Raw genomic sequence first — 23,957 nt, 5'->3', positions numbered from 1 at the left:
TGGCTCTGGCGCCAGGCGTCCGTCGCGCCACGACGCCAAGTGCAAGAACCACGGCATCGTGGCGATCATTCCCTGGCTCTGGGCCGAGGGTCACATCGCCACGATGCCAGGGAATTCGCGATCGACGGCGGACACACACTGCGGCCGGCCGCAATTGGCCCAACCGTGGCTAGCTCAGCGTAAATCCTCGAGCCGCGCTCGAAGCTGTTGCAGTTCTGCCTCGAGTGCCTGGATGCGCTCCAAGATCTCGTCGACCAAGGGCTCCGCGCGTGCGCCGTCGACGGCAGACGATGCGGGCGCTGTTTCAACGGCCAACCCTTCCGGAGCCAGCGGCGTCACCACGTTCATCGTGAAGGTCACGTCGATGGGCCGGTGATCGGTCGTGGAGTCATCATCGTCGAAATTGTTGGGTTCGCCCGCTTCCACCGGATCGTCGCCTTCACGTTCCAGGATCCGCGCCCGATAGTTCCAGCGCTCGACCAGGGGCGTGGCGTTGGCCACCATGAAGTAGTCCAGGATGGAGTTAAAATTGGGGTTGGCCTGAGTCTTCGTCAGGTGCTCAGGCTGGAGCCAAGTGAACGGGCCAGACTCGACGAGCGCGGCGAAATCGTCTCCGGCACTGGAAGTGCTGATGTCGAATGGAATATTGAGATCACCGCACATCAACACGGGAATCGGGGCCTGCGCTTCGGCCCAATCGGAAATCAGCTTGCACTGTTGCTTGCGGGTCGCCAGCCCGTCGCCACAGCACTTCAGATGGTTCACCATGAACCAGAACATCTGGCCGGATTGTTTTCCCTTGAATTGAGCAACCAGCGGCGCGCGCAAACTGGAGGTGACCGCAACGAAGTGCAGCTCTTTCGGTTCGCCCACCAGCTCAAGAACATCGCTGTTGTAGATGATTGCAAGCCGTACATTCGGCCCACCGGTGGTACCCTTGATAATGCGGAAGTCTCCCGTCTCGCCTTCGGCCGCACCGGAGAGAAACGCATTGAATCGCGTCTTCTGGACCTCGCACAGCCCCCACAGGTCAATGCCCTCCTTGTCGGCGAGTTGGGACTTGAGCAGATTGGTCGACGCCTCGCCGTTGCCTTCCATGTTCCAGGCTGCGATGCGAATCGAGACTGGTTCTTCGGCGAACGAGCTGGAGCCGCCGCTCGCCAGCGCGACGCACGCCACGCAAACGACGGACATCAGCCGGGCTATACGCTTTCGGGTTTCGTCGGCCGAGACGCTGCTGAAAATGCGCAACATCGAATCTCCCCTTTAAGTTTGATTTCTCTGCGGTAGTTATTACGCAATCGTTACTACCAAGACCGGTCCAACTTTGACCGGCCCAAGAGATACCAAACCGGAGTGATTCTACACAAGCATTTTTCGAGAATTGTGCGCGATTGGACCTGTTACTTGACCTCGCTCCGATGCACGAGCCTGCGGCGTTCGAAACATTCGCCGACACGCTGCTGACGACCCGTGTACCGGCGCCGACGGCGAGAGCCCGAGGTAGCCGCAGGCAGCAGCGCGGCACGAATTCAGCCAGCCGGTCGAGCGCCGGTGGTCAGGACGTCAGACGCGCGTGACGCCGGGCCCAGGGGCCGATCAGCCAGAATTCGTCGACCTCGCCGGCCCGTGCCTGAAACGCCGTGTAGATCGATAGACCGTTGATGGCGAGCCAGGCGATCACGCCGGCCCCGTGCACGAGGTCGTCGATCGGCTGCGCGAACAGCTCGTCGGCAACGCCCAGGGCCACGACGGCGGCCTGAGCTGCCGCGGCTTGCAATCCGTAGAACGCCGCAAACGGTGAACGCTGGCGCTGGAAGTAGAACACGGCCGCCGGCAGGGCCACGCCCAACAGCGGTACGCGGGTCATGCTGCCCAAAACGCCCAGCAGCAGGGCCGCCATCGCCCAATGGCGCTCGCTGAACCTGGAGTCGGTCGACGTCGTGCCGGTGTCGGTAAACATGTTCGCTTCTCCTCGGCCTGCGTTAATCGGTGCGGGGCGCTGCGATCGGCGGCGGACTTGCCCGTAGGGGGTTATTCGCCGGCGCAGGACGAATCTTGGATTTGCCCGGGGGGAGAAATGTCCTCCCTTTTGCGTCGTTGCCCGGCCTGATCGATACTGGGCCGCCAAGCCACGCTGGCTTGCCCAGTTCTCCAGAGACTTTTGCCATGCAACTCGGACTTGTGACCTACATGTGGGGCGCCGATTGGGACCTGCCAACGCTGATCTCGAATTGCGCCGAGACTGGCTTCAGAGGGGTCGAACTGCGGACCGGCCACAAGCACGGCGTCGAGACGTCGCTTTCGGCGGCCGAGCGGCGCGAGGTGGCGGCGCGGTTCGCCGACAGCCCGGTGACGCTCGTCGGGCTGGGGACGACGTGCGAATTCCACAGTGCCGATGCCGACGAGGTGGCGAAGAACGTGGCCGAGGCCAAAGCCGCGGTGCAGTTGTGCCACGACTGCGGCGGATCGGGCATCAAGGTCCGACCCAACGGGCTGCCGATGAGCGTGAGCGTGTCGAAGACGCTCGAACAGATTGGCCGCTCGCTGGCCGAGGTGGCGCGGTTCGGCGAAGGACTCGGCATCGTCGTGCGGCTCGAGGTGCACGGCCGCGGCACGAGCGAGCTACCACACGTCCGCACCATCATGGATGCGGCCGATCATCCCGGCGCCGTGGTCTGCTGGAACTCGAACCCGACCGACCTGGCCGGCGAGGGCCTCGAGCACAACTTCAACCTGGTCAAAGACCGGCTCGGCACGATCCACATCCATGAACTGATCAGCGAGTATCCTTGGCAACAACTCTTTGCGCTGCTCAAGCAATCCGGCTTCGACGGCTGGACCCTGCTCGAGGAAGGCAACGCGACGGCAGACCCGTTGCGGGTCATGAAATATTACCGGCTGCTCTGGGAGCGGATGACGGCCTGACGCACGGCTTTCGCGTGCGCCGGCCGTACGATCAGCTCTTTTCGCCGTTGGTGGGCGCCGCCTTGGCCGGCTCGTCATCGGCGGCCATTTTGAACAACTGCTCCGGCAGTTCGACGCCGGCCACGTCGCGCATCACCTGCATCATCGGCGGCAAGGTGCGGGCCATGTTCTGCAGGAAGTTGGCCGTCGACGATTGGCCGTTGGCTCCGCCATTTTCCCAGACGACGACCTTGTCGAACTTGATGTTCGAGATGGCCCGCGACGAGGCCTCGGTCAGGTTGTCGAGGTGTTCGAGCATCATCAGTTGGAACGCCTGCTGCGCGCCGCCGCAGGCGTCGATGATCCGCTGCAAGCCTTCGCCCTTCTTGGCGAGGATTTCGTACTGGCCCTTCGCCTCGGCGGCCAGCCGGGCATAGATCGCGGCTGCCTCGCCCTCGGCCTCGATGCGGCGCTTCTCGGCCAAGGCTTCGGCGTCGACGATCACCTTGGCCTTTTCGGCCTTGGCCGGGGCCTCGACCGAGGCGCGGCGCTCGGCCTCGACCTTCTCGGCCTCGGCCAGCGCGGCCTTGGCCAGGGCCTTGTTCTGGGCCTCGAGCACGGCGGCCTCTGCCTCGCGCTTGCGCGTCTCGCCCACCTGGTACGACTCGGCCTGGCGCACGGCCAGTTCGGCCTTCGACGCGGCGATCTTGGCCTGCGATTGGTTTTCGCCCTCGATCGCCGAGGCATTGGCCATGGCCAGCTTGATGCGCATCTCGCGCTCGGCGTCCTTGACCTGCGCTTCGCGTTCGAAGGCCGCGGTCTGCTCGCCGATCAACTGTTCCTTGTCCAATTCGGCCACGCGCACGGCCTGCTCGCGCAGCGCGACGCGGGTACCGATCTCCTTGTCCTTCACCGCGCTGGCCACCTGGACCGTCTTGTCGCGCTCGGCCTCGGCCACGCGCGTTTCGCCCAACTTGACCTGCTCGGCCACGTCGCCGCGGGCCTGCTGGATGGCCTGTGAGGCGGCCTTCTGGCCGATCGCGTCGATGTAGCCCGACTCGTCGGTGATGTCGGTGATGTTGACGTTGATCAGCGTGAGGCCGATCTTCTTCAACTCGGGTTCGAGCGAGTTCATGACGTGCGTCAGGAACGTGTCGCGGTCGCGGTTGATGTCCTCGATGCGCATCGAGGCGATCACCTGGCGCAGCTGGCCGAAGATGATTTCCTGGGCCTGCTTTTCGATTTCCTGCGTGTTCAGGCCCAACAGGCGGATCGCCGCGTTGTGCATGATCTCGGGCGTGGTGCCGATGGCCACGGTGAACACGCTGGGAACGTTGACGCGGATGTTTTCGATCGACAGCGCGCCGCGCAGCGGGATCTCGATCTGGATCGGCTCGAGGCTCAGATAGGCATAGTCCTGGATCAACGGCCAGACGAACGTGGCGCCACCGTGCAGGCACTTGACGGCCTGGCCCCCGGCCGTGCGACCATAGATCACCATCACGCGGTTGCTCGGGCAGCGCTTAAAGCGATTCAGCAGCAACAGCACGAAGCTGGCAAACACCAGCAGCACGAACACGGCGATCAGGGCATACCAGACCAGCGCGGGAGTCGCATTCGACTGGGCAAACAACAAGACGGCGTTCATCGTTCAGTTTCCGAAAAGAGTGGTGTGCGGGATGCGAGCGCAACATTGCGCGCGGCATGAAATTGTTCGTTGCCGGATGCCGGCGGCGCGGCTCATGCGGCCGGAGACACCTCGACTGTCTCGGGGCCAATGACACTGGTCACGACAATCGTAGCTCCGGTCGGCAATTCGCGACTGGCGGCGGTGACCGCCGTTAGTTCGATGGTCTGATTTTGCAGGTTGAGCTGGATCTTGCCCTGTCCGCGGCGGTCGGCCGGGATGCGGACGTAGACCGTTCCGGTCTGTCCCACCGCGTCGCTCACGCGCACCGTACCGTCGGCCCGCAAGTCGGCGAACAATCGCATCAAGCGGTGCACGCCGTACATCGCCGCAGCGCCGGCGGCCAAGGCGACGACCAACACGGACGCCGGCTCGAGCGCGTTGGCCTGGGCAGCCAGGCCCGCCAGCCCGAAGAACGTGACGGCCGCCACAAGTGTGCGGAAGGTCACCACGCCGAAGAACCAGCTTGCGCCGTGCGTGTGATGCTCGACGTCGTGCGAGCCGTCGGTCGACAGATCGTGGTCGACGTCGAGGCCAGCGTCACCGTCGATCGAGTGATCACCGTCGCCCAGCCCCAACAGGGTCATGGCGAACTGAGCGATGAGAACCGTACCGCCGACGATTGCACATACCGAGTAGAGGACGGCCATGCGTGCCCCCCTGCGACGAGCCCGACGCGGCAGCAGCAACCGCTGTGGTGCTCGCGGTGAAAATTGGCCACTGCTGAAAGATGGTTCGCCCGAGACCTCGGGAGATTGGTGGCGCGGCCGGCTGCGGAAACTCTTTGTTCCACCGAGCCGCGATTCGCAACAATTTTACCAACTGTGCCGGATGTTACAGCGCAAGTTCCGCCGCGGCGAACAGATGCAAACCGGACATCCCCCGCCTGGGATGCAGTTGCTTCCGCAGTAATTGCAGCCGATTTGCACCTGGCGGCGCAGCCGCATCAGCCGGTAAGCGGCGCTTCGAGCGCGGCGGCAAACCGCGCCAAGCGTTCGGCCATTGGGCCGGGCGATTCGAGGTGATAGTGATCGCCCACCGGTGCCGTGCGCAGTTCGATGAACCGCGGACCGGGCGCCACCAGCGCCGTGGCCGCATCGCGCCGCCAGGCGTCGAGCGCATCGTACGAGAACACGCTGGGAAACTTCGCTGCGCGGGCCAGCGCCGCGAAATCGATGGGCTCGCCCTGCGTCGCCAGACGCTGGCCCCCCGTCACTTCGTACAGCCCGTTGTGCAGCACGATCAGCGTGAGATTGCGGGCCTGGGCCGAGGCCAGCGTGATCAAGGCACCGAGATTCATCAGCATGCAGCCGTCGCCGTTCAGGACGATCACTTCGCGCGCCGGCTGCGCCATGGCCAGCCCCAGTCCCAGGGCCGGCGCCTGGCCCATGGCCGAGGGAATGTAGTGCAAGTCGAGCGGGTGCTGCGAAAGGAGCGGCCATTGGCGTGCCGCGCCCATCGTGGTGACGACGATCTGCTCCTGGCGCAGTTCGCGCAAGACTTCAAGGGCCGCAACAAGGTCGATCGCCATTACATCCTGCCTTCGGCGAGTAACACGATGCCCGGCGCATGTTCCGCGCGGCAGCGGTGCAAATGTTCGACCAGCTGAGGACCGCCACCCGGTTGATCGAGCAACAGATAATCGAGCCCCCAGGCGCGGAGCACCGGCTCGGTAAATCGTTTGGCCGTGTCGGTCGAGTTGGCCAACAAGAAGCTGCGGTAACCGATCAGGGCCCACAGCGGCAGCTGCAGATCGAACAGCACGTTGCGCAGCGCGTCGCCCGACTCGAACAGCCCCGTGTTTTGAATCATCACCAGCGGCACGGCACCGCCCAGGAACAGGCCCGCGGCGATGGCCCAGGCCTCGCCCTCGCGGCAGACGCGCACCAGCTCGAGGTGCGGCGCGGCGTCGAGCGCCGCTTCCCAGGGCCCCAGCGCCGAATCGGGCAGCCATACGACGTGCGTCACGCCCAGTTGCCCGAGCGCCTCGACGATTTCGGCGCCGCTGAGAATCTCGACAACCGGGGGCGATGAAGTCATACGAACTACCGCGAAGACGGCCTGGCCGTAGTGATCCAGATCAACGGGCGGTCGGCGTCGTCGAGCCGCACCTCCCAGGTCAGCCGCGACTGCACCAACAGTGATTGCAGCACGAGGCTATAGGTCGAACGCTTTTCCGGCAAGCTCACCCGTTTGGCGCCGAGGTCGATGCGTGCCCGGGCCAGCGCGCTGTGATCGTAGAGCAAGGGCAGCTTGATCCGCGATTGAATCGCGGCCAAGGCTTCGGCGAGGGGAATATCATCGATTGCCACCGTGAGCGACTCGAACAACTGCGGCGCGTGCTGTGTGCGGTTGTCGGTCAGCGGCCAACCCACCGGCCAGACGTCGGTGGCTTTTGTCACTGGCTCGATCCGGTACTCGATTTCCCCGTCCGGCGTGCGCAGCGGTCGAAACCCCAAGCCTGCCGGACGGACCAGCGCGGCCAGCGCCGTGCCGCGGGCCAGATCCTGCAGTTCCTCGCTGATCGGGTCGGCCGCGTCGAGCGCCTTGAAGGCCGCCGCGGTCACCTCGAGCGGAAACCCGAGATCGGCCCCGACTTCCTCCAGCACGGCGCGCGGCCGGCGCCCTTTTGTGCTGACCCCCAGTAGCGGCCGCAGATCGTCACCCACTTCGAGCAACTGACCGGCTTCGAGCCCGTAGGGTGGGCGCTTGGCGGCGGTGCTCACCTCGGGCCCCTCGTTGGCCAGCCGTTCGAACCAGGCGGCGATGGCCCGGCGGTCGGTCGGCTTGAATTGTCCGCGCGGCAGCAGCAGCTCGTTGCGCGGCGTGAGCAGGCCGAACACTCGATAGGTGACGCTCGATGCCCCGCGATCGGTGGCCACCTCGGGCTGTTCGCCGTTGCGGGCCTCGCGGATCGATACGCCCGAGGGACAAATCTCACCGAGCAACTGGCTCCAGCGCTGCGCCTCGGTGACAGGAAAGCCGGGCATCGTGCCCAATTCGAGCACGATCGTCGGCGCGGCCTGGGCCCCGGCCGTGCAAATCAGCAGCAGCACCAGTAGCACTGTTGCCCGTGTGATCCCTACCGCGCGTGGCATGGGCCGCTCGCCTGAACCAAGGAATCTGCGCCAATCGCCTGACTCGATTATAGCTTTTGCCGCGGGACGGTCGGGCGGGAGGGCGCGATTGCCAAGGCGCTGGGATTCGCGACAATAAGGCTGGCGCAGGATGCCCGATGGGTGGGCGCCCAGGCCCGTGACAGCGATTGAACGGCTGCGCGGGTAGCCCGCCGCTGCGCGATGGGAGGAGCCAGGACGATGCCGCGTCCCGTGACGTTGTTTACCGGCCAGTGGGCCGATCTGAAACTCGAAGACCTGGCGCGGATGGCCAGCGGCTGGGGCTATCAGGGCCTGGAGTTGGCCTGCTGGGGCGATCACTTCGACGTCGACGCGGCCTTGGCCGACGACGAGTATTGCGCCGCCAAGCGCGAGCTGCTGGAACGCTACGACTTGCAGGTCCATGCGATCAGCACGCACCTGGTGGGCCAGGCGGTACTCGACCGGATCGATGCCCGTCACAAGGCGATCCTGCCCCCGAACGTCTGGGGCGACGGCAAGCCGGCGGGCGTCAATCAGCGCGCCGCCGAGATGCTGAAGCGCACCGCCAAGGCGGCACAAAAGCTCGGCGTCGGCGTGGTCAACGGTTTTACCGGATCGAGCATCTGGCACCTGCTCTACTCGTTCCCGCCCGTGCCCTCCGAAATGATCGACGAAGGCTACGAGCTGTTCGCCGAACGCTTCGACCCGATTCTGGACGTGTTCGGCGAATGCGGCGTGCGGTTCGCGCTCGAAGTGCATCCCACAGAGATCGCCTTCGACCTGTACTCGGCGCAGCGGGCGCTGGCGGCGATCGATCGCCGGGAGGAATTCGGCTTCAACTTCGATCCGAGCCACCTGCTCTGGCAAGGCGTCGACCCGGTGGAGTTCTTGCGCGAGTTCGGCGACCGTATCTACCACGTGCACATCAAGGACGCCATCGTCACGCTCAACGGGCGCAGCGGCGTGCTGGGCAGCCATTTGAATTTCGGCGATCCGCGCCGCGGCTGGGATTTCCGCTCGCCGGGTCGGGGTGCAGTCCAGTTCGAAGAAATCATCCGCACGCTCAATGCGCTGCGCTACTCCGGGCCGCTGTCGGTCGAATGGGAAGACAGCGGCATGGACCGTGAACACGGGGCCCGCGAGGCCTGCGATTTCGTCAAACGGCTCGACTTCCCCGCCGGGCAAGTGGCGTTCGACGCGGCGTTCGCCGAAAGCTGAACCAGGTTTTCAGGCCACCGCCGATGCAATTCTTCGCGCCGTGCTCGAACGCTCGCCTGGGCGCCTGGAGCCGGTGCGTGGCCGTGCTATTCGTGGCTGCGGCGCCTGGGCCCGTCGCGGCGCAGGAGATTCAGCAGGCGCAGTCCAAGCTCGAGGCAACCTGGGGCCAACAGCTCGAGCAGTTGGCCCACGATGCCGAGAGCCGAGGACTGGCCGCCGAAGCGGCGCAAGCGCGGCGCTGGAAGCTGCCCGACGATCCGCAACGCTTGGTGCTGGTGCGCGTGCCGCGCCAGCACGATCTCGATGTCGACGCCGACGGTCCGCTCGACGAGCAGCAACAGCGCTGGCGCGATGCCTGGCGCGCGGCGCGCGATCGCCAGGCCGACGCCCTGTTTGCGCTGGCCCGCCGCGCGATCGGACTGGGTCAAACGTCGTTGGCCTATCGCTTGGTGCTCAACACGCTGCGCGAAAATCCCGATCACGAGGCGGCGCGCAAGCTGCTCGGCCAGCGCCGCAGCGGCCGGCGCTGGGCCACGCCGTATGAAGTACGCAAGGCGGCGGCCAAGCAAGTCTGGGACGATCGCTTCGGCTGGCTGCCGGCCGATCGGTTGGCGCGCTATGAACAGGGCGAACGATTTCACCGGGGGCGGTGGATTTCGGCCGCCGAGGATGCCCGACTGCACGCCGATATTCTCCATTCGTGGCAAGTCGAGACCGAACATTACCTGGTGATCACGAATCATCAACTCGAATCGGGCGCACGACTCGCGGCCCGGCTCGAACGTCTGTACGACGTCTGGCAGCAGACGTTCGCGTCTTATACCGTCACGCAGGAGCAACTCGCCCGGGGGCTAGAGGGGCAAGGCTCCGCGCGACGCGGCGCAACCCCTTCGCTGCGGGTGGTCTATTTCCGCGACCGCGAGGAATACGTCACGGCCTTGCGCCCGGCGCAGCCGAACATCGAGATCACGATCGGCATCTATTTCGGCTCGACCAAGACGGCCTATTTCTTTGCCGACGAAGAGCAGGACGACGCCACGCTCGATCACGAGGCGACACACCAATTGTTCAGCGAAACGCGGGCCACGAGCGACGAGCCGGGCTTGCGCGACAACTTCTGGATCATCGAAGGGATCGCGCTCTATATGGAGTCGCTGGTCGAACACGACGGCTACGCGACGCTCGGCGGGCCCGACAATGTGCGGCTGCAGGCCGCGCGGCAACGGTTGCTCGGCGACGGTTTCTACGTGCCCCTGGCCGAACTGACGCGGTTTGGCCGCGATCAATTGCAGCACGACGAACGCATCGCGATGATCTATAGTCAGGCCAGTGGGCTCGCGCATTTCCTGATGCACGCCGAGGCCGGCCGCTATCGCGAGGCGCTCGTGCGGTATCTGCTGGCCGTGTACGGCGGGCAGGCGGGGCCCGAGACCTTGGCCGAGCTCACCGGCCAGAGCTATGCCGAGCTCGACCAGCAGTATCGCGCCTTTTTACAGGCCTTGCCCGACGTCACCCTGAAATCGCCGGCCGACGTGCCGGCTGACCGTTGACCCCGCGATCGAGAGCCGAACGACGTGCGTCCCTGGAAGCTGAGCGAAACCAATTATGCCGCGGTGAAGCAAACGGCCTTCGACGTGGCCGTGCTGCCATTTGGCGCCACCGAGCCCCATAACCTGCATCTGCCCTATGGCACCGATCTGTTCGAGGCCGACGTCGTGGGCGAGCAGCTTTGCGCCGCGGCGTGGCAGCGCGGCGCGAAGGTGGTGCTGCTGCCCACGATTCCCTTTGGCACGGAAACCAATCAGCAGGCCTTTCCGCTGTCGATCAACGTGCATCCTTCGACCCTGGCGCGCGTCATCGGCGACGTGGTCGAATCGCTCGTCGGCAGCGGCATCCGCAAGATCGTGCTGCTCAACAGCCACGGCGGCAACGATTTCAAGCCGGTGCTGCGCGAACTGTTCGGCCGCACTCCCGCGCAGTTGTTCCTGTGCAACTGGTATCGCGTGCTGGCCGACGTGGAACACGAGCTGTTCGCCGAGCCAGGCGACCATGCCGGCGAGTTGGAAACGTCGTTTGCGCTGGCGTGGTTTCCCGAGTTGGTGGCGCTGCGACCCGACGGCAGCCTCGCCGCCGACGACGGAACCGTGCGGCCGACGCGCTTCGAGGCAGTCAACCGCGGCTGGGTATCGATCACGCGTCCGTGGCATCTGCTCACGACCAACACCGGCAGCGGCAACCCTCACGCCGCGACGGCCGAAAAAGGCCGGCGGATGATGGAACTACTCGTCGAGCGGCTCGCCACTTTCCTCGTCGAACTTGCCGCAAGCCCCTTGGACGAGCAGTTTCCGTTTTGACCGAAACTTGCCTCAAGCACCCCGGGAAGGGAAGCACATGCATAAGGCGCCATCGATCGCAGCGCTGCTGGGTGGCATCCTGGTGCTCGTCAGTTCGTTGGGGCATTCCTTGGCCGGTGGTCCCGAGATCCTCGGACAATTGGCCGCATCGAAAGTCGACCCGGAGTTGATCGCCGGCATCGCTGCCGGCTGGCACTTCGGCGGTGTCTGCCTGGCGGCGTTCGGGCTGATCGTGATCACCGCGTCGATCGCGCAGTTGCGCGGACGGCAGCAAAGCCCTGCGCCATTCATCATTGTCGGGCTGGCGCTCGGGCTGTTCGGCGCCGGCGCGTTTGTGTATCGCAACTACCAGCCGTTCTTTCTCGGTTTCATCGTGGCCGGCCTGATCTGCGCGCTGGGAGCATTCGGCAGGCGCTCCACGGTCGATTCCTGAAGGCAGCGCTGCCTGCGGTGGGGGCCGGGGTTTTGCCGGCTAGAGCACCACTGACCACGGCGGCGGATACTCGACCGTGCCGCGCAGCTCGGCGAATGCGCCCGGCGCGAGTTCCAGCGCCCGCCACGCCTCGTCGTCATGAACCGGGAACGGCGGCTCGATGCCCAGGGGTCGCGCCGCGACGAAACCTTGAGCCGCGTAATAGGCCGGGTGCCCGAGGACGACCACCGCACGGTGCCCCAATTCGGCCGCGCGGCGCAGCGCGTGTTTGCACAGCGCCTTGCCGACGCCACGCCGCTGGTATTCCGGCCATACGGCCAACGGCGCCAACGACAGTGCCGGTCGCGAGCCAACGCGAATCTGCGACAGCAGAATGTGCCCAACGAGTGGGCCTCCGTCGAACCAGGCCCCCAACGACAGGCCGGGTACGAACGCCTCCGAGGCAGTGATCGCCGCTACGAGCCGGGCCTCGTCCCCGCGTCCAAAGGCGCGCGTGTGAACCGCGGCAAGGGCATCTGCGTCGTCGGGTTGCACCTCTCGAATCTGCAGCCGCTCGAGTGGCAAACACTTGGACTCATTCATCGAATTGACCTGGCAAGGACAGGAGCGCTACAGACGCCATCGAACGAGACATAAGGCGGCGAGATCGGGTTCGCAACTTCAACTCTGTTCACGCGTTACGCGCCCCTTAGGCGCACCGTGCCCACATTGACCATGTCGGCGGGCAGCCTTATATTGCACAATCCTCCGCGGTCGCGGCGAATTGGCCAGTATCCAACTTGTCGAACGCGATCGACCGCCGGACATTCGAGCGATGGTGGCTGTAGCTCAGTTGGTTAGAGCGCCAGATTGTGGTTCTGGATGTCGGGGGTTCGAATCCCCTCAGTCACCCCTGCCTGCCATCTGCAGACACGGACGGTCAACAGGTGGCTTCTCCCGGGCAACCGCCCCCGGCGACGATGCCGCGCGTTGCCGTCTTTGAAAGCGTGGTTGTGTTCGAAACCTCGCGCGAGGCCAAGTGCCGCGAGAGGCACGAACGTCTGCAGCAAGAATGGGCGAGGCCGCACGATGAAGTACACGGTGGCGACGATCGTTGGGTTGCAATTGGTTTCGCTCGGATTCGTGGCGGCGGCGGTTGGTCAACCGGCTGCGGAAGAAATGGCTCAGAATCCCTCGCTCTTTCTGCAAGCAGCGCGAACCGTCTTGAAGTGGGATGAGCCCGCCGAGCCGGCCAGAATTGCCGGGCCGATCTATTTCGTCGGCACCCAGGGGCTCGGATGCTTTCTGATCACCGGGTCCGAGGGACACGTCCTGCTGTGCACCGGCATGCCGGGCTCCGGCGAGTTGATCGAGAGGTCGATCGTCAAGCTCGGGTTCAAGCTGCAGGATGTCAAACTCATCCTCACGGGTCACGCGCACAGCGACCACGTCGGCGGACACGCCTACATCAAACAGGTCACCGGTGGGAAGATCGCCATGCTGCGCGAGGAAGTCGCGCTCTTCGAATCGGGCGGAAAGTTGGACTTTCATTACGGCGCCTACCAAGAATTCGCGTTTGCGCCGGCCAAGGTCGACGTGGTCTTTCAGAACGAGGAGCAGGTCAAGCTCGGTGATATCACGATCACCGCGCTCCACACGCCCGGCCACACCCGGGGCTCGACGACCTACGTCACCAAGATCGTCTCGGATGGCAAGACCTACACGGTGGTCTTCCCGGACGGGACCGGCGTCAACCCCGGCTACCGTATCTCCAAGCATCCATCCTACGAGGGGATCGAACAAGACTTTCGCCGCACCTTTCGCATCCTCGAGTCGTTGAAACCAGACATCTGGCTCGCGTGTCACACCGAGTTCTTCGGCTACGAAGACAAGCTGGCCCGCGCGGCGAGACTGGGCGACGCGGCCTGGGTCGATCCCCAAGGCTATGAGAAGTTCGTGGCGAAGGCCAAGGCGAGATTCGAAGCGACCGTCGCGAAGGAAAAGAGCACCGCGCCCGAGGCCAGCGCCGCGGTGCCGGTCACAGTGCAGAACTTCATCCGAGCCGAGACCGATCTGTATTTCAGCCGGACGGTGGCCGACAACGGCATCGGCAAGCTCCTCGGACCGCGCGAATTCACGCCGATCGACAAGCAATACATCGTGCGCATGAATCGCGACACGCTCTATTCGTCCGCGGTGTTCGACCTGGATGCTGCACCAGTGACCATCAGCCTGCCCGACGCGGGCAAGCGGTACATGGCGATGCAGGTCATCAACCAGGACCATTACACGGAAGGCGTCCACTATGCGCCGGTGCGGCAGACCCTGACAAAGGCCGCGATGGGCACGCGGTATGTTTTCGTGATTGTCCGCACGCTGGCCAATCCGGGCGATCCCGCCGATTTGGAGACTGCCAACCGCTTGCGCGACGCGATGACGGTCGAGCAGGCCGACGCGGGCAACTGGGAGATGCCCAACTGGGATGAGCAATCGCGCACGGAAATCCGCGACGCCCTCGCCATCCTGGGCAGCCACGTCAACGGGCAGATGAAGGCGATGTTCGGCGTCAAGTCCGAAGTCGATCCGATCCTGCACTTGATCGGCACCGCGATCGGCTGGGGCGGTAATCCGCCTTCGGCTGCCATCTATTCCAGCTTATTCCCTGCCCAGAATGATGGGCAGACGCCTTATACCATCACGGTCAAAGATGTGCCGGTCGACGGGTTCTGGTCGATCACGGTCTACAACTCGAAAGGGTTTCTCGAGAAAAACGACCGTGGCCTCTACTCGTTCAACAACTTGAGCGCGAAGCCCAACGCCGACGGGTCGTGTACGATCCGCTTTGGCGGCGCTCCGGACGCGGCCAACTATCTCCCCATCATGCCTGGCTGGAACTACACGGTCCGCCTGTACCGGCCGCGGCAAAATATTCTCGACGGCACCTGGAGTTTCCCGGAGGCGCAGCCCGCCCAGTGACACGGGCCAGCCTCGGAGCGCGGCTTCACCGCAGCGCGCGGAGCGGGCACCGCAGATGGCGCCTGCGACGCCTTTTCAGGCCAGAATTCCCGTCAAGCCAGAATCTCTTGCAGCACGCGGGCCGCGCGTTGCGCGGTGAGTTGCTCCTCGCGGCCACCGTGCAGATAGAGCAATTGCTGGTGGTCGAGTCCGAACTGATGCAGGATCGTCGCCTGCAAATCGTTGGGCGTCACGACGTTTTCCACCGCGCGGTGGCCGAACTCGTCCGTCGCACCATGGGTCATGCCGCCGCGAATTCCCCCGCCGGCGAGCCAGATGCTGAATCCCTGGCCGTTGTGATCGCGCCCGGCCTGCGCTGGGTCGCCGTGATTCTCGGTCACGGGCAATCGGCCAATCTCGCCGCCCCAATGCACGAGGGTCGTGTCGAGCATGCCGCGCTGCTTGAGATCCGTGACCAGCGCCGCGGCCGGTCGATCGGTGCGCCGGCAGATCGCCGGCAGGCTGCCGCGAATGTTGGTGTGGTTGTCCCACGGTTGCCCGCCGAGAAACAATTGCACGAACCGCACCCCGCGCTCGACCAGCCGGCGCGCGATCAGGCAGCGAGTGCCGTATTCCCGGGTCTCGGGCTGGTCGAGGCCGTACAGCCGGTGCGTGGCCTCGGTCTCGCCTGAGATGTCGAGCGCCTCGCGGGCCGAGGTTTGCATCGCGGCGGCTAGCTCATAGCTGGCGATCCGCGCTTCGAGATCGGCCTCGCCCGGGTGCTCGGCCGCGTGACGGCGATTAAGCGCTTGGAGCAATTCGAGGTTCTGCGATTGGACCGTGCCGCGCAGGTGTGGCGGCGGCTCGAGATTGAAAATCCGCGGCTCGCGCGGCCGTAGGACCGTACCCTGAAAGAGCGGCGGCATGAACCCATTCGACCAATTGTTGACGCCGTCGACCGGGTGTCCCTCGGGATCGGTCAGCACGAGATAAGCGGGCAGCTCCTGGCTCTCCGAGCCCAATCCGTAGACGAGCCACGAACCGAGGGTCGGGCGACCGAGCACGCCGGGAATGCCGCCGTGAAAATAGCGAATCGACACCTCGTGCCCGTTCGCGCCGGTGTGCATCGAGCGAATCAGGCAGATTTCGTCAGCAATCCCTTGCAAACCCGGCAGCAACTCGGAGATCTCGGTGCCGCAAGCGCCGCTCGGGCTGAACTTGAACGGGCTGCCGAACAGGGCTTTGCTGGCTCGATTGACAAAGCTGAAGGTGACTTCGCCCGGATACTCGCTGCCCGAGCGCTTGGTCAATTCGGGCTTGGGGTCGGTGAGGTCGACGTGCGAAGGTCCGCCGTGTTGAAACAGCGAGATCATCGCTCGGGCCGTCGCGCGCCGCGGCGGCGGCTTCGGCCTGGTGTCGAAGGTCTGCGGCACCCCGGGCGGTTTGCGCGGCGCGGCCGTGGCGGTTTCCTGGGCCATCAGCCAGCCGAGCGCGAGCGCGCCCATTCCCAGGCCGTTTTCCGCCAGGAATCTGCGCCGCGAACAGGCGACACGCTGCGGTTCAATCGACATACAAGAACTCGTTGGAGCTCAACAGCACCTGGCACAGATTGGTCAACGCTTGATGCTCGGCCGATTGCCCGGCGGCGAGCGATTCGGCGTGCTCGCTCAAGTAATCCGTTTGCCGGCGGAGAAAACTGGCCGCGGCGGCCAGTTCGTCGGTCGCGGGCCGTCGGCAATACGCTTGCTGCCAGGCCTGCACGACCCGGCCCAAGCCGAGCGAGGGGCAATTCTCGGCGGTGACCGCGCCGGCCAGCTCGGTGGGCAAATCAGGGTTCGGCTGCGCGAGCACGGCCTGCGCGAGGGCCCCGGCCTGGTCTTGGGCAAACTGGCCATTGAGCAGCATCAGCGACTGCGTGGCGACGGTCGATGACGGCCGCACTTCGCAGTTGGTTTGCATGACCGGAGCGTCGAAGGCCTGGAGCAGCGCCACGGGCCGGCTGCGGCGCTGTTCGATGTACAGGCTGCGCCGACGCTGTGCGGGATCGACGATCACCTGGCCGGCGTCGTCTTCCACGACCGGAATCGCGGGGCCGTAGAGGGTCGGGTCGAGCTGGCCGCTCGCGGCGAGCATGCGATCGCGCAGGGTCTCGGCCTCGAGTCGTACGACGTTCTTCCGCGCGTACCAACGGTTCTCCGGATCGCGGGCCATTTCACCCGGCTCGCGCCGCGACGACTGTCGATAGGCGGTCGACAGCATGATCGTGCGGTGCAGCCGCTTGAGGCTCCAACCGCCGTCGCGCAGCTCGACCGCCAGCCAATCGAGCAGCGCCGGATGCGTCGGTCGCGCGCCGAGCCGGCCGAAGTCGCCCGGCGTGGCGACCAGCCCGCGGCCAAAATGGTGCAGCCAGATACGATTCGCCAGGACCCGCGCCGTGATTGGGTTCTCGGGTCCGGTCAGCCAGCGCGACAGAGCCAGGCGCCGACCGGTGGACGGCAGACCGGGCGCCGCATCGGCGAGCGCGGTACTCGCCTCCGAGCGACACAAGATCGCCGGCGCCGCCGCGGCCACGGGCTGCTTGGGCGAGCGATAGTCGCCGCGGTGGAAGAGCAGCGTCTGTGGCGCGTGACCGGCCGGTTCTGTCAGTGCGCGGATAAATTCTTCGGGCCGTTTGCGCGCCAGCACCGCGGCGATGCGGGCGTCGTAGGCCTTCAGGTCGTCGGCCGCGGCCTGGTTGTATTGATAAAGAACTCCCGGCGAAAGATTGACGCTTGGGTTCGCGTCGAGCAACTGTTTCTGGCGATCGGTTCGCTGGTCGGCGGGCGTCTGGTAAGCCGTGCGCAGCTCACCCCGCAACGGCTCCTCGAACTTCGTCAGTTCTTGTTCGAGCGCCGCGGTCATGTATTCGGACTGCTTCTGGTCGCGGACCGCCGCGATGGCTTGCGCCTCAGTATCGAGCTCGGCGCTGCGCTGGCGATCGGCGGTCGTGTAGAGCGACACGTGCCGCGCCTGCGGCGGGCGCCATGCCAACGGGTCGAGCGCCGGTTCGAACACGGCGCGCAGCGCGTAATAGTCGACCTGCGAGATCGGGTCGTACCGGTGGTCGTGGCATTGGGCACACGCCACGGTCAGCCCCAGCAGCGAGCTGCTGACGATCTTCAGAGTGTCGGCCATGACCTGGTTGCGGGCTTCGGGCGAATCGTCGCCGCTGCCGGTGCCGTCGGCAGCCATCTGCAAGAAACCGGTCGCGGTGAGCAGCTCGATCTGCTCGCTCGTCAAATCGCCGGAGACCGGCCCGGCCAGCTCGTCGCCGGCGAGTTGCTCGTCGATGAAACGATCGAGCGGCTTATCGGCATTAAGCGAGCGGATCACATAGTCGCGATACTTAAACGCCCAGGAGCGCGGCGCATCGCTGGTCGTGGCACCTTCGGAATCGGCATAGCCGGCCACGTCGAGCCAGTGACGAGCCCAACGCTCGCCGTAGTGCGGCGAAGCCAGCAACTCGTCGATCAGCCGCTCGTAGGCGTCGGGCGCATCGTCGCTGGTAAACCGCGCGACGAGTTCAGCGGCGGGAGGCAAACCAGTCAAATCGAAGCAGGCTCGCTTCAGCAACGTGAGCCGATCGGCATCGGGCGCGAAGCTTACGTCCGGCGGCATCTCGGCAGCCAGCAGCGCATCGATGGGCGTGCGGAGGTTGGCCCTCTCGGGCACCGCGGGAACACGCGGCCTGTGCAGCGGCAGGAACGCCCACCACGTACGGTCTTCGGCAGTGATGCCGATGCCCGGCGGAAGCGACTCGGGTTCCGCGTTGGCCGTCTTGGCCCCCGCGGCGATCCAGCGCTCGAGCATCGCGAGCTGATCGGCCGGGACCTTGACCTCGCCCGGCGGCATTTCACCCGAGCGTAGCCGCTGGACGAGGTGGCTTTCATCGGGCTGGCCAGGCGCAAGGGCTGGACCCGAGTCGCCGCCGGCGAGCTGAAAGCGGACCAGGCGCAGATCGAGATGGGCCTGCTTCTCGTCCGTGGCGCCATGACAATCGAAGCAATAGGCCTTGAAGATCGGCCGAATGTGCTGTTCGAAAGTCAGCGACTCGGCTGCCAATTCTTCGGCGCGAGCCACGAGCGTCAGGCTTTGAATCGCGCAGAGCGCAAAGGCGATCCCGACGTATTGTCGCGAGAAGTTCAGCATCGCGGTTACCGACAAGGGGGGGCGGAAAGTCGGTGATTCAGGCGGGGGGAACGGTGGCGCGGAAACCGGCGGGCCAACACGGAAAATCGTACCCTGCCGGACGGCTGCCTGCCAAGCAAAACTCTACCTTCCGTCACGGGGTGCGCAAGTAGGCGATCAACTGGGCGATTTCGTCCAGGGTCAGGGTGTTCAACAGGCCCGTCGGCATGTTCGATACAGGCGAAATGCCACGTGTCACGATCGTCGATCGCTCGATGACGACCTGCTCGCCGTAGGTTGGACCCGTACGCAACACCAGTCGCCGCTCGTCTTCGCTGGCGATCTTGCCCGTCACGGTGCGGCCGTCGTCGAGTTCGAGAATGACCGCGGCGTAACCTTCGGCAATCGTCGCCGACGGTTCGACCAATGATTCGAGGAGCTTGTCGGCGTTCAACCGTCGACCAACGTCGGTCAGATCGGGCCCCATGCCGCGCCCCTCGGCGCCGCGCCGATGGCATTCGGCGCAGCCGATCTCTCGAAACAGCCGGGCCCCGCTTTCGTGCGTCGTTTGATCGATCTCTGCGGCCAGGGCCGCTTGGGATTCTGCCAAAGTCCAGGCGCGGACAAACGGGCGCGTGGGCGGCAGCTCGGCAATCCACGCGCGGAACAGCTCCACGGCTTGCTCGTCGACGCGCCGGCTGACCAGCGGCGGCATTTGGCCCGGGCCGCGCCGCGACAGACGATGCAACAGCACCGATTGCTCGGGCTGGCCGGGAGCCACGAGCATCGCGTTGACCAGTCCGAAGGTGTCGTGCTGCGGTCGGGCCTCGATCAAATGCATCTCAGCAACTGCAGTGCCAAAACCCAACTCCATACGTGCATTGCCGCCGCCCGCGGCCACGTGACACATCGAGCAGTTGGCGTGCAAATAAGATCGGGCCCGATCGCCGGATGGCGCGACCGAATCGCGCGGATCGACCAGGTGCGGCGACTCGCCAGGCGGCCGGGCAAGCGGCTCGCGAAACAGGCCGAGCTGCTCAAAGCGACTCAACTGCGAGGTCCCGTCGGGCTCGACGACGTTCGCCTGCGCTTCGCTGAGCCCGAGCACGAAGTTCGCGGCCCGCGAGTGACACGCAAGGCACTCGGCACGACTCGGAAAGTGCCAAGCGTCGGTGTCGGCGCCCGACTTGGGGACCAGCTCGGCCTCGGTTTGAGCCTCGTTCCAGCGGTAGCTGTAGCCGGCCCATTCGCCTTGGTGCTTCACGAGCAGGCGAGTTTCGAGCCGGCGCCCCTCGCGTGCGAGGGTCTGCACGAGCACGGCACCCTCGTCGAACCCCCAACCTCCCGTGGGTTTGAAGTCGATGCGGACCTCGGCCGGCAGCGCGAGAAACCGTTCAGCGTCGGCGCCATCGGCCCAGCCGGGCGCATTGACTGTGTAGGGCACGAGCCCCGGCGCGGGCCGGTGCTCGGCAACCGCGGCAAACAAGCCCGTCTCGCTCAGCGTTTGCGGAAACTCGATCGGCGCGTCGGGCGCCATGTTGCGCGCCAGGCGAAAGATGCCGCCGCCGTGATCGACCACGAGCAGATCACCTCGCTGATCGACGCGAAAGGCGGTGATCTGCAAGGTGGTGTCGGCCAGCTCCTGCGACCAGGTGATCTGACCGTCGCGGTGGCGGGCCGCCCAAATCTTACCGGTCGAATAGTCGCCGTAGACATAAGCGCCCTCCAACTCGGGGAATCGATCGCCGTGATACACGACGCCCCCGGTGAGCGAGCGAAAATCGGCGTGCGAGTGCTCAATCGTCGTCGGCACCACCGGTGTGGGCCCGGGGATGCGGTGCAGATAGAACGGGTGGTTGCCTTCGTACACGCTCCAGCCCAGATTGTCGCCACGACGCACCAGATGCGCAGTCTCCCAAAGGTCCTGCCCGTTGTTGCCGACCCAGAGCTCGCCGGTCGCGCGATCGCAGTCGATCCGCCAGGGATTGCGGAGGCCGTACGCCCAAATCTCACCGCGCGCGCCTGGAACATTCACGAACGGGTTGTCCGGCGGAACTCGATAGGGCCGCTCGCCATCGGGGTGGGCAACATCAATGCGCAGAATAGTGCCTAACAGGTCGGTCAGGTTCTGGCCCGTCTCGAGCGTGTCGGAATCGGACGACCCGTCGCCTGCGGCAATCAGCAGCATCCCGTCGGCGTCAAAAGCCAGGTCGCCACCGTCGTGTCCGGCCGAATCCCATTCGAGGATCACTTGCTCGGTCGCAGAATCGAGCGCGAGCCGCGCTTCGCGCCGGACGGTGTAGCGACTCACGCGGTCGACGCGCTGGGACTGGCCCGTGGGTCCGTTGCTGAAGACGTACAACGCCCCGTTCTCGGCAAAGCGCGCGTCGAAGGCCAAGGCGTAGACGATCCGGCCGGGCACTTCGAGCAGCGTCTCGAACTTTTCCGCTTCGTCCCGGTTTTCGAGCGACACGATCCGCGCCGGACGTTCAGCCTCGCCGCCTTGCAAGATCACTAGCAGCTCGTTGCTCGCCGGTACGGGGGCTACGTACAACGGCGCTGGCCAGGTGACGCGCGAGAATGCTCGTTCGACCGTGTAGGGCGCAGGCGGCTCGGGCGTGCCGCGCAGTCGCGTGTTTTCCCAAACGGACCGGGACTCTTCGGCCGCGACGTGCGCGCCATGCGCGCAGGCGGACCACAGCACGGCGGATATCAGCAACCATCTCACGCCCGCGCCTCCCGCTGACCGCCTAGGTTTGCCAGAACGTCGATTCGCGCGGGGCCTGGTACTTGACTGCCAGGTAGGGCGTTTCGATCCGCGCGCCGCGCTTGAGCGAATGGCATGCGGCCTCGACCAGGCCCGTGGTCAAGAGAGTGCGTTCGATCGGGTAGGCCGGCTTGCCGGTGAGAAACAACTCTTCGGCCTTCGACATCAAGGCGGCCGAATACGTCACGTTGGGATTCGGCGGCAGGTAGAACAAGGTCGAGAGCGGCTCGTCCTGGCCGGCCAGCCGCGCGGCAAACGTGAAATCGTTGACCAGGCCGTTCATGAGAAACATGGTCGCCTTGAGACCGTCCGCGTACTCAAAGCGATAGGCCACCGGATCGGCGACGAACTGGCGCATCTGCTCGGGCGTCGGCCGACGGTGGCTGAACGTGTCCGGCTGGGCCAAGGTCTGGCTGCGGGCAATGCAGGCGTCGAACAGCCGTGGGTCCCAACCGCCATCGGCCCAAGAGGCACGTTCCATGGCGGCCCAAACGGCCGGCCCGCGCAAGGCGTGCATCGCCACCACGCCCGATTCGCCGCCGCGGCGCCGCTCGGCCATGCACTGGATCACCTCCAGGGCGTGAAAGTCGTAACTGTCGATGCCCCCCATGGCCAGGCACATCACCTCTTCGACCTCGGCGCCGAAAGGCAAGTCGATCGACGGCATGCGCCACGTGACCGGCAGCGACGAGCCGGCCAAGAAGGGCATCCGCAGCTCGGCGGCGGTGTCGACCATCTCCTTGGCATAGGCCCACTTCCACGACAGGTGCTTGTCGTTGAACACCGGCAACGGCCGCTGCTCGGCACGGCAGACGTCGGCCACTTGCTTGAAAAACTCGTAGCGCGGATAGGGCGTTTGCTCGAACTCGTTCTTCGGATAGTTGCCGTGCTCGCCGATGATCAATACGGCGTCGACGCCGATCGATCGGCCACCGGCGCGGACCGCTTCGGCCACGGTCGGGTAGATCGTAAAGCCGAATTCCTGGGCGCGGGCGCGCGCCAGATCATTCTCGGGGAACTGATCGACGTAGGCTGCCACCACGTCGAACGGCGGCTGGTGCCAGTGACCTTGCCGCGGATAGCCCACGAGAAACCGCTCGCCCATGTGCCAGGCATGCGAGTGGTAACGCCATTCGGTGGTCACGATGGCGAGCTTCTTGCGCGACTCCGCGGCGGGCGCCGAAGAGGGGCTCAAGGACTGCCAGGCTGCCGCACCCACGGCCGCGCCGCCGACTCGCAGAAAATCGCGTCGATTCAAGGTTGCACCCTGCCAGGAGAGAATCGCCTCAAAATGCGGGGGCGATTCTAGCACGGACCAGCAGCGGAGGCGCCCAATGTGAAAGCGTGTTCACGGTCGGCCGGATCATGCACCGGCACCGACCAGGAGCACGCGGCGGCGCGTGCCGGGGGCATTCGCTCGACCAGCCGCGGCGCGGAGTTGCGACACGCTCGCTACGACAATCGCGTGCAGAATGCTGCCGATCCCGTCGGGCGCAGCCGCGTTCGTTCGCTCCGGCGGCCGCGGGCACGAACGAACACGGCAGTGAACTTAAAGCCGACCTGCCGACTGGCACTCAGGGCTCGAACACACCAAGCCCCCCGGCGGTACCTAGCGCGGTGCGCGGCGTCGAGCCATGAGTCCAATCGCCGCGAAACCGGTCAAGGCGAGTACGATCGTTGCCGGTTCCGGGACGATCGTTACGGTGCCCAACACGAGCTCACTCGAAAACGGCAAATTGGCAAAGTGTCGCGAAGCAGGATCGAGACTTTCGTTTCCCGTCCACAGCGAACCTTGCTGGCCGTTGGCCGCCACGATCTGGAAGGTGCCCAGCGCATTCGCCGACTTGATGAATTCGAATTGCACTAGGCCCGCCAGCGTGGTCGGCACGGGAATCGGTCCGCTGCCGCCCAAACTGGGCGGCAAGGTCACGTCGAACGAGAACATTTCGTCCGGCGGACCAATCGTGTTCGACAGGCCCAGGCTGTTGCCGTCGAGCAGGTAATCGCTCGGCGCGCTCGGGTTGTCGAATTCCAGCGTACCGACCGCCGTCGGCGTGGGCTGGATCTTGAGAAAGAGCTGGAAGCCGCTGAGATAATCGGCCACCGGATCGCTATCAGTATTGTTCTTGACACTCACCTTGAAGGTGGGCGACGGGGCCAGCGTATCCCAAACCAGATCGACGCCGGACAAGGCGAGCTGATCGGCCGCAACGCGCTCAGGCAGACTGCCTGTAACGACCAAGATCAGTGAACAGGCAAAGCAAACGCGAACCGCAGGAAAGCGAGACATTCTGAGAACCCCCGATGAAGTTAATGCAGCTGAAACAAACGTTGCCGCGATGGGCACAGCAATGCAGAAACATCAGTGTTCTCAGTAGCTTCGCTCCTGCCT

Annotated in this window: 19 protein-coding genes and 1 tRNA gene; 7 read left to right on the top strand and 13 right to left on the bottom strand. The window is 65.2% G+C overall.

The features are described from left to right. Nucleotides 1-174 precede the first annotated feature (174 nt). Nucleotides 175-1,254 (bottom strand): hypothetical protein, encoded by a 1,080-nt coding sequence (locus K1X74_05345; GenBank protein MBX7165754.1) that lies wholly within the window; start codon nt 1,252-1,254, stop codon nt 175-177. A gap of 304 nt (nt 1,255-1,558) precedes the next feature. After that, complete coding sequence (locus K1X74_05340) at nt 1,559-1,963, bottom strand: hypothetical protein (GenBank protein MBX7165753.1); 405 nt, start codon at nt 1,961-1,963, stop codon at nt 1,559-1,561. 206 nt (nt 1,964-2,169) lie between these two features. On the opposite strand from K1X74_05340, the gene K1X74_05335 reads away from it, so the two are divergent. Next, complete coding sequence (locus K1X74_05335; protein MBX7165752.1) at nt 2,170-2,928, top strand: sugar phosphate isomerase/epimerase; 759 nt, start codon at nt 2,170-2,172, stop codon at nt 2,926-2,928. A 31-nt stretch (nt 2,929-2,959) separates the two neighbouring features. Here the strand turns inward: K1X74_05335 and K1X74_05330 are convergent, their stop codons facing one another. From K1X74_05330 to K1X74_05310, 5 genes are all read right to left on the bottom strand, one after another. After that, complete coding sequence (locus tag K1X74_05330) at nt 2,960-4,555, bottom strand: flotillin family protein (GenBank protein MBX7165751.1); 1,596 nt, start codon at nt 4,553-4,555, stop codon at nt 2,960-2,962. A 92-nt stretch (nt 4,556-4,647) separates the two neighbouring features. Further along, a complete protein-coding gene (locus K1X74_05325; GenBank protein MBX7165750.1) occupies nt 4,648-5,244 on the bottom strand; it encodes a hypothetical protein in 597 nt (198 codons plus the stop codon). Between the two features lie 296 nt (nt 5,245-5,540). Beyond that, nucleotides 5,541-6,125: a hypothetical protein gene (locus K1X74_05320; GenBank protein ID MBX7165749.1), complete on the bottom strand. Its 585-nt coding sequence runs from the start codon at nt 6,123-6,125 to the stop codon at nt 5,541-5,543. After that, nucleotides 6,125-6,634 carry a hypothetical protein gene (locus K1X74_05315; GenBank protein ID MBX7165748.1) on the bottom strand — a complete coding sequence of 170 codons (510 nt, stop codon included), beginning with the start codon at nt 6,632-6,634 and terminating at the stop codon, nt 6,125-6,127. The genes K1X74_05320 and K1X74_05315 overlap by 1 nt, the downstream gene beginning before the upstream one ends. 5 nt (nt 6,635-6,639) lie before the next feature. Next, the gene (locus K1X74_05310; GenBank protein ID MBX7165747.1) at nt 6,640-7,692 is read right to left on the bottom strand and encodes a hypothetical protein; all 1,053 of its coding nucleotides are present in this window, start codon (nt 7,690-7,692) and stop codon (nt 6,640-6,642) included. A gap of 219 nt (nt 7,693-7,911) precedes the next feature. On the opposite strand from K1X74_05310, the gene K1X74_05305 reads away from it, so the two are divergent. The 4 genes from K1X74_05305 (at nt 7,912) to K1X74_05290 (ending at nt 11,697) form a co-directional block, all read left to right on the top strand. After that, complete coding sequence (locus K1X74_05305) at nt 7,912-8,910, top strand: sugar phosphate isomerase/epimerase (protein MBX7165746.1); 999 nt, start codon at nt 7,912-7,914, stop codon at nt 8,908-8,910. Nucleotides 8,911-8,987: 77 nt separating this feature from the next. After that, entirely contained in the window at nt 8,988-10,460 is a 1,473-nt protein-coding gene (locus K1X74_05300; GenBank protein MBX7165745.1) for a DUF1570 domain-containing protein, read from the top strand. A gap of 24 nt (nt 10,461-10,484) precedes the next feature. Beyond that, nucleotides 10,485-11,264, top strand: a complete 780-nt coding sequence (locus K1X74_05295) for a creatininase family protein (protein ID MBX7165744.1) — start codon at nt 10,485-10,487, stop codon at nt 11,262-11,264. A gap of 37 nt (nt 11,265-11,301) precedes the next feature. Further along, entirely contained in the window at nt 11,302-11,697 is a 396-nt protein-coding gene (locus tag K1X74_05290; GenBank protein MBX7165743.1) for a hypothetical protein, read from the top strand. A gap of 39 nt (nt 11,698-11,736) precedes the next feature. On the opposite strand, the gene K1X74_05285 is transcribed toward K1X74_05290, so the two are convergent. Further along, nucleotides 11,737-12,279 carry an N-acetyltransferase gene (locus K1X74_05285; protein MBX7165742.1) on the bottom strand — a complete coding sequence of 181 codons (543 nt, stop codon included), beginning with the start codon at nt 12,277-12,279 and terminating at the stop codon, nt 11,737-11,739. A gap of 235 nt (nt 12,280-12,514) precedes the next feature. Between K1X74_05285 and K1X74_05280 the strand changes: the two genes are divergently transcribed. After that, nucleotides 12,515-12,588 (top strand) — tRNA-His (locus K1X74_05280). A gap of 177 nt (nt 12,589-12,765) precedes the next feature. Further along, nucleotides 12,766-14,652 carry a subclass B3 metallo-beta-lactamase gene (gene bla, locus K1X74_05275; protein MBX7165741.1) on the top strand — a complete coding sequence of 629 codons (1,887 nt, stop codon included), beginning with the start codon at nt 12,766-12,768 and terminating at the stop codon, nt 14,650-14,652. 92 nt (nt 14,653-14,744) lie between these two features. Here bla and K1X74_05270 read toward each other — a convergent pair whose 3' ends face one another. The 5 genes from K1X74_05270 to K1X74_05250 form a co-directional block, all read right to left on the bottom strand. Next, on the bottom strand, nt 14,745-16,202 hold the full coding sequence (locus tag K1X74_05270) for a DUF1501 domain-containing protein (GenBank protein ID MBX7165740.1): 1,458 nt from the start codon (nt 16,200-16,202) through the stop codon (nt 14,745-14,747). Next, nucleotides 16,192-18,819, bottom strand: a complete 2,628-nt coding sequence (locus K1X74_05265; GenBank protein ID MBX7165739.1) for a PSD1 and planctomycete cytochrome C domain-containing protein — start codon at nt 18,817-18,819, stop codon at nt 16,192-16,194. The genes K1X74_05270 and K1X74_05265 overlap by 11 nt, the downstream gene beginning before the upstream one ends. A gap of 133 nt (nt 18,820-18,952) precedes the next feature. Continuing rightward, nucleotides 18,953-21,526: a PQQ-dependent sugar dehydrogenase gene (locus tag K1X74_05260; GenBank protein MBX7165738.1), complete on the bottom strand. Its 2,574-nt coding sequence runs from the start codon at nt 21,524-21,526 to the stop codon at nt 18,953-18,955. Between the two features lie 22 nt (nt 21,527-21,548). Next, nucleotides 21,549-22,823: a hypothetical protein gene (locus K1X74_05255; protein MBX7165737.1), complete on the bottom strand. Its 1,275-nt coding sequence runs from the start codon at nt 22,821-22,823 to the stop codon at nt 21,549-21,551. A gap of 351 nt (nt 22,824-23,174) precedes the next feature. Next, nucleotides 23,175-23,855, bottom strand: coding sequence for a PEP-CTERM sorting domain-containing protein (locus K1X74_05250; protein ID MBX7165736.1), 681 nt, complete (start codon nt 23,853-23,855; stop codon nt 23,175-23,177). Nucleotides 23,856-23,957 lie beyond the last annotated feature (102 nt).

The sequence above is a fragment of the Pirellulales bacterium genome (assembly GCA_019694435.1).
Taxonomy (GTDB): Bacteria; Planctomycetota; Planctomycetia; order Pirellulales; family JAEUIK01; genus JAIBBZ01.
The sequence above is the reverse complement of the archived record's forward strand: the minus strand, read 5'-3'. Positions and strand labels throughout refer to the sequence as shown.

What these genes read in the sequence shown, in the direction of transcription:
- K1X74_05345 (MBX7165754.1), bottom strand. Translation starts at nt 1,254, where the DNA reads ATGTTGCGCATTTTCAGCAGCGTCTCGGCCGACGAAACCCGAAAGCGT.
- K1X74_05340 (MBX7165753.1), bottom strand. Translation starts at nt 1,963, where the DNA reads ATGTTTACCGACACCGGCACGACGTCGACCGACTCCAGGTTCAGCGAG.
- K1X74_05335 (MBX7165752.1), top strand. Translation starts at nt 2,170, where the DNA reads ATGCAACTCGGACTTGTGACCTACATGTGGGGCGCCGATTGGGACCTG.
- K1X74_05330 (MBX7165751.1), bottom strand. Translation starts at nt 4,555, where the DNA reads ATGAACGCCGTCTTGTTGTTTGCCCAGTCGAATGCGACTCCCGCGCTG.
- K1X74_05325 (MBX7165750.1), bottom strand. Translation starts at nt 5,244, where the DNA reads ATGGCCGTCCTCTACTCGGTATGTGCAATCGTCGGCGGTACGGTTCTC.
- K1X74_05320 (MBX7165749.1), bottom strand. Translation starts at nt 6,125, where the DNA reads ATGGCGATCGACCTTGTTGCGGCCCTTGAAGTCTTGCGCGAACTGCGC.
- K1X74_05315 (MBX7165748.1), bottom strand. Translation starts at nt 6,634, where the DNA reads ATGACTTCATCGCCCCCGGTTGTCGAGATTCTCAGCGGCGCCGAAATC.
- K1X74_05310 (MBX7165747.1), bottom strand. Translation starts at nt 7,692, where the DNA reads ATGCCACGCGCGGTAGGGATCACACGGGCAACAGTGCTACTGGTGCTG.
- K1X74_05305 (MBX7165746.1), top strand. Translation starts at nt 7,912, where the DNA reads ATGCCGCGTCCCGTGACGTTGTTTACCGGCCAGTGGGCCGATCTGAAA.
- K1X74_05290 (MBX7165743.1), top strand. Translation starts at nt 11,302, where the DNA reads ATGCATAAGGCGCCATCGATCGCAGCGCTGCTGGGTGGCATCCTGGTG.
- K1X74_05285 (MBX7165742.1), bottom strand. Translation starts at nt 12,279, where the DNA reads ATGAATGAGTCCAAGTGTTTGCCACTCGAGCGGCTGCAGATTCGAGAG.
- bla (MBX7165741.1), top strand. Translation starts at nt 12,766, where the DNA reads ATGAAGTACACGGTGGCGACGATCGTTGGGTTGCAATTGGTTTCGCTC.
- K1X74_05270 (MBX7165740.1), bottom strand. Translation starts at nt 16,202, where the DNA reads ATGTCGATTGAACCGCAGCGTGTCGCCTGTTCGCGGCGCAGATTCCTG.
- K1X74_05265 (MBX7165739.1), bottom strand. Translation starts at nt 18,819, where the DNA reads ATGCTGAACTTCTCGCGACAATACGTCGGGATCGCCTTTGCGCTCTGC.
- K1X74_05250 (MBX7165736.1), bottom strand. Translation starts at nt 23,855, where the DNA reads ATGTCTCGCTTTCCTGCGGTTCGCGTTTGCTTTGCCTGTTCACTGATC.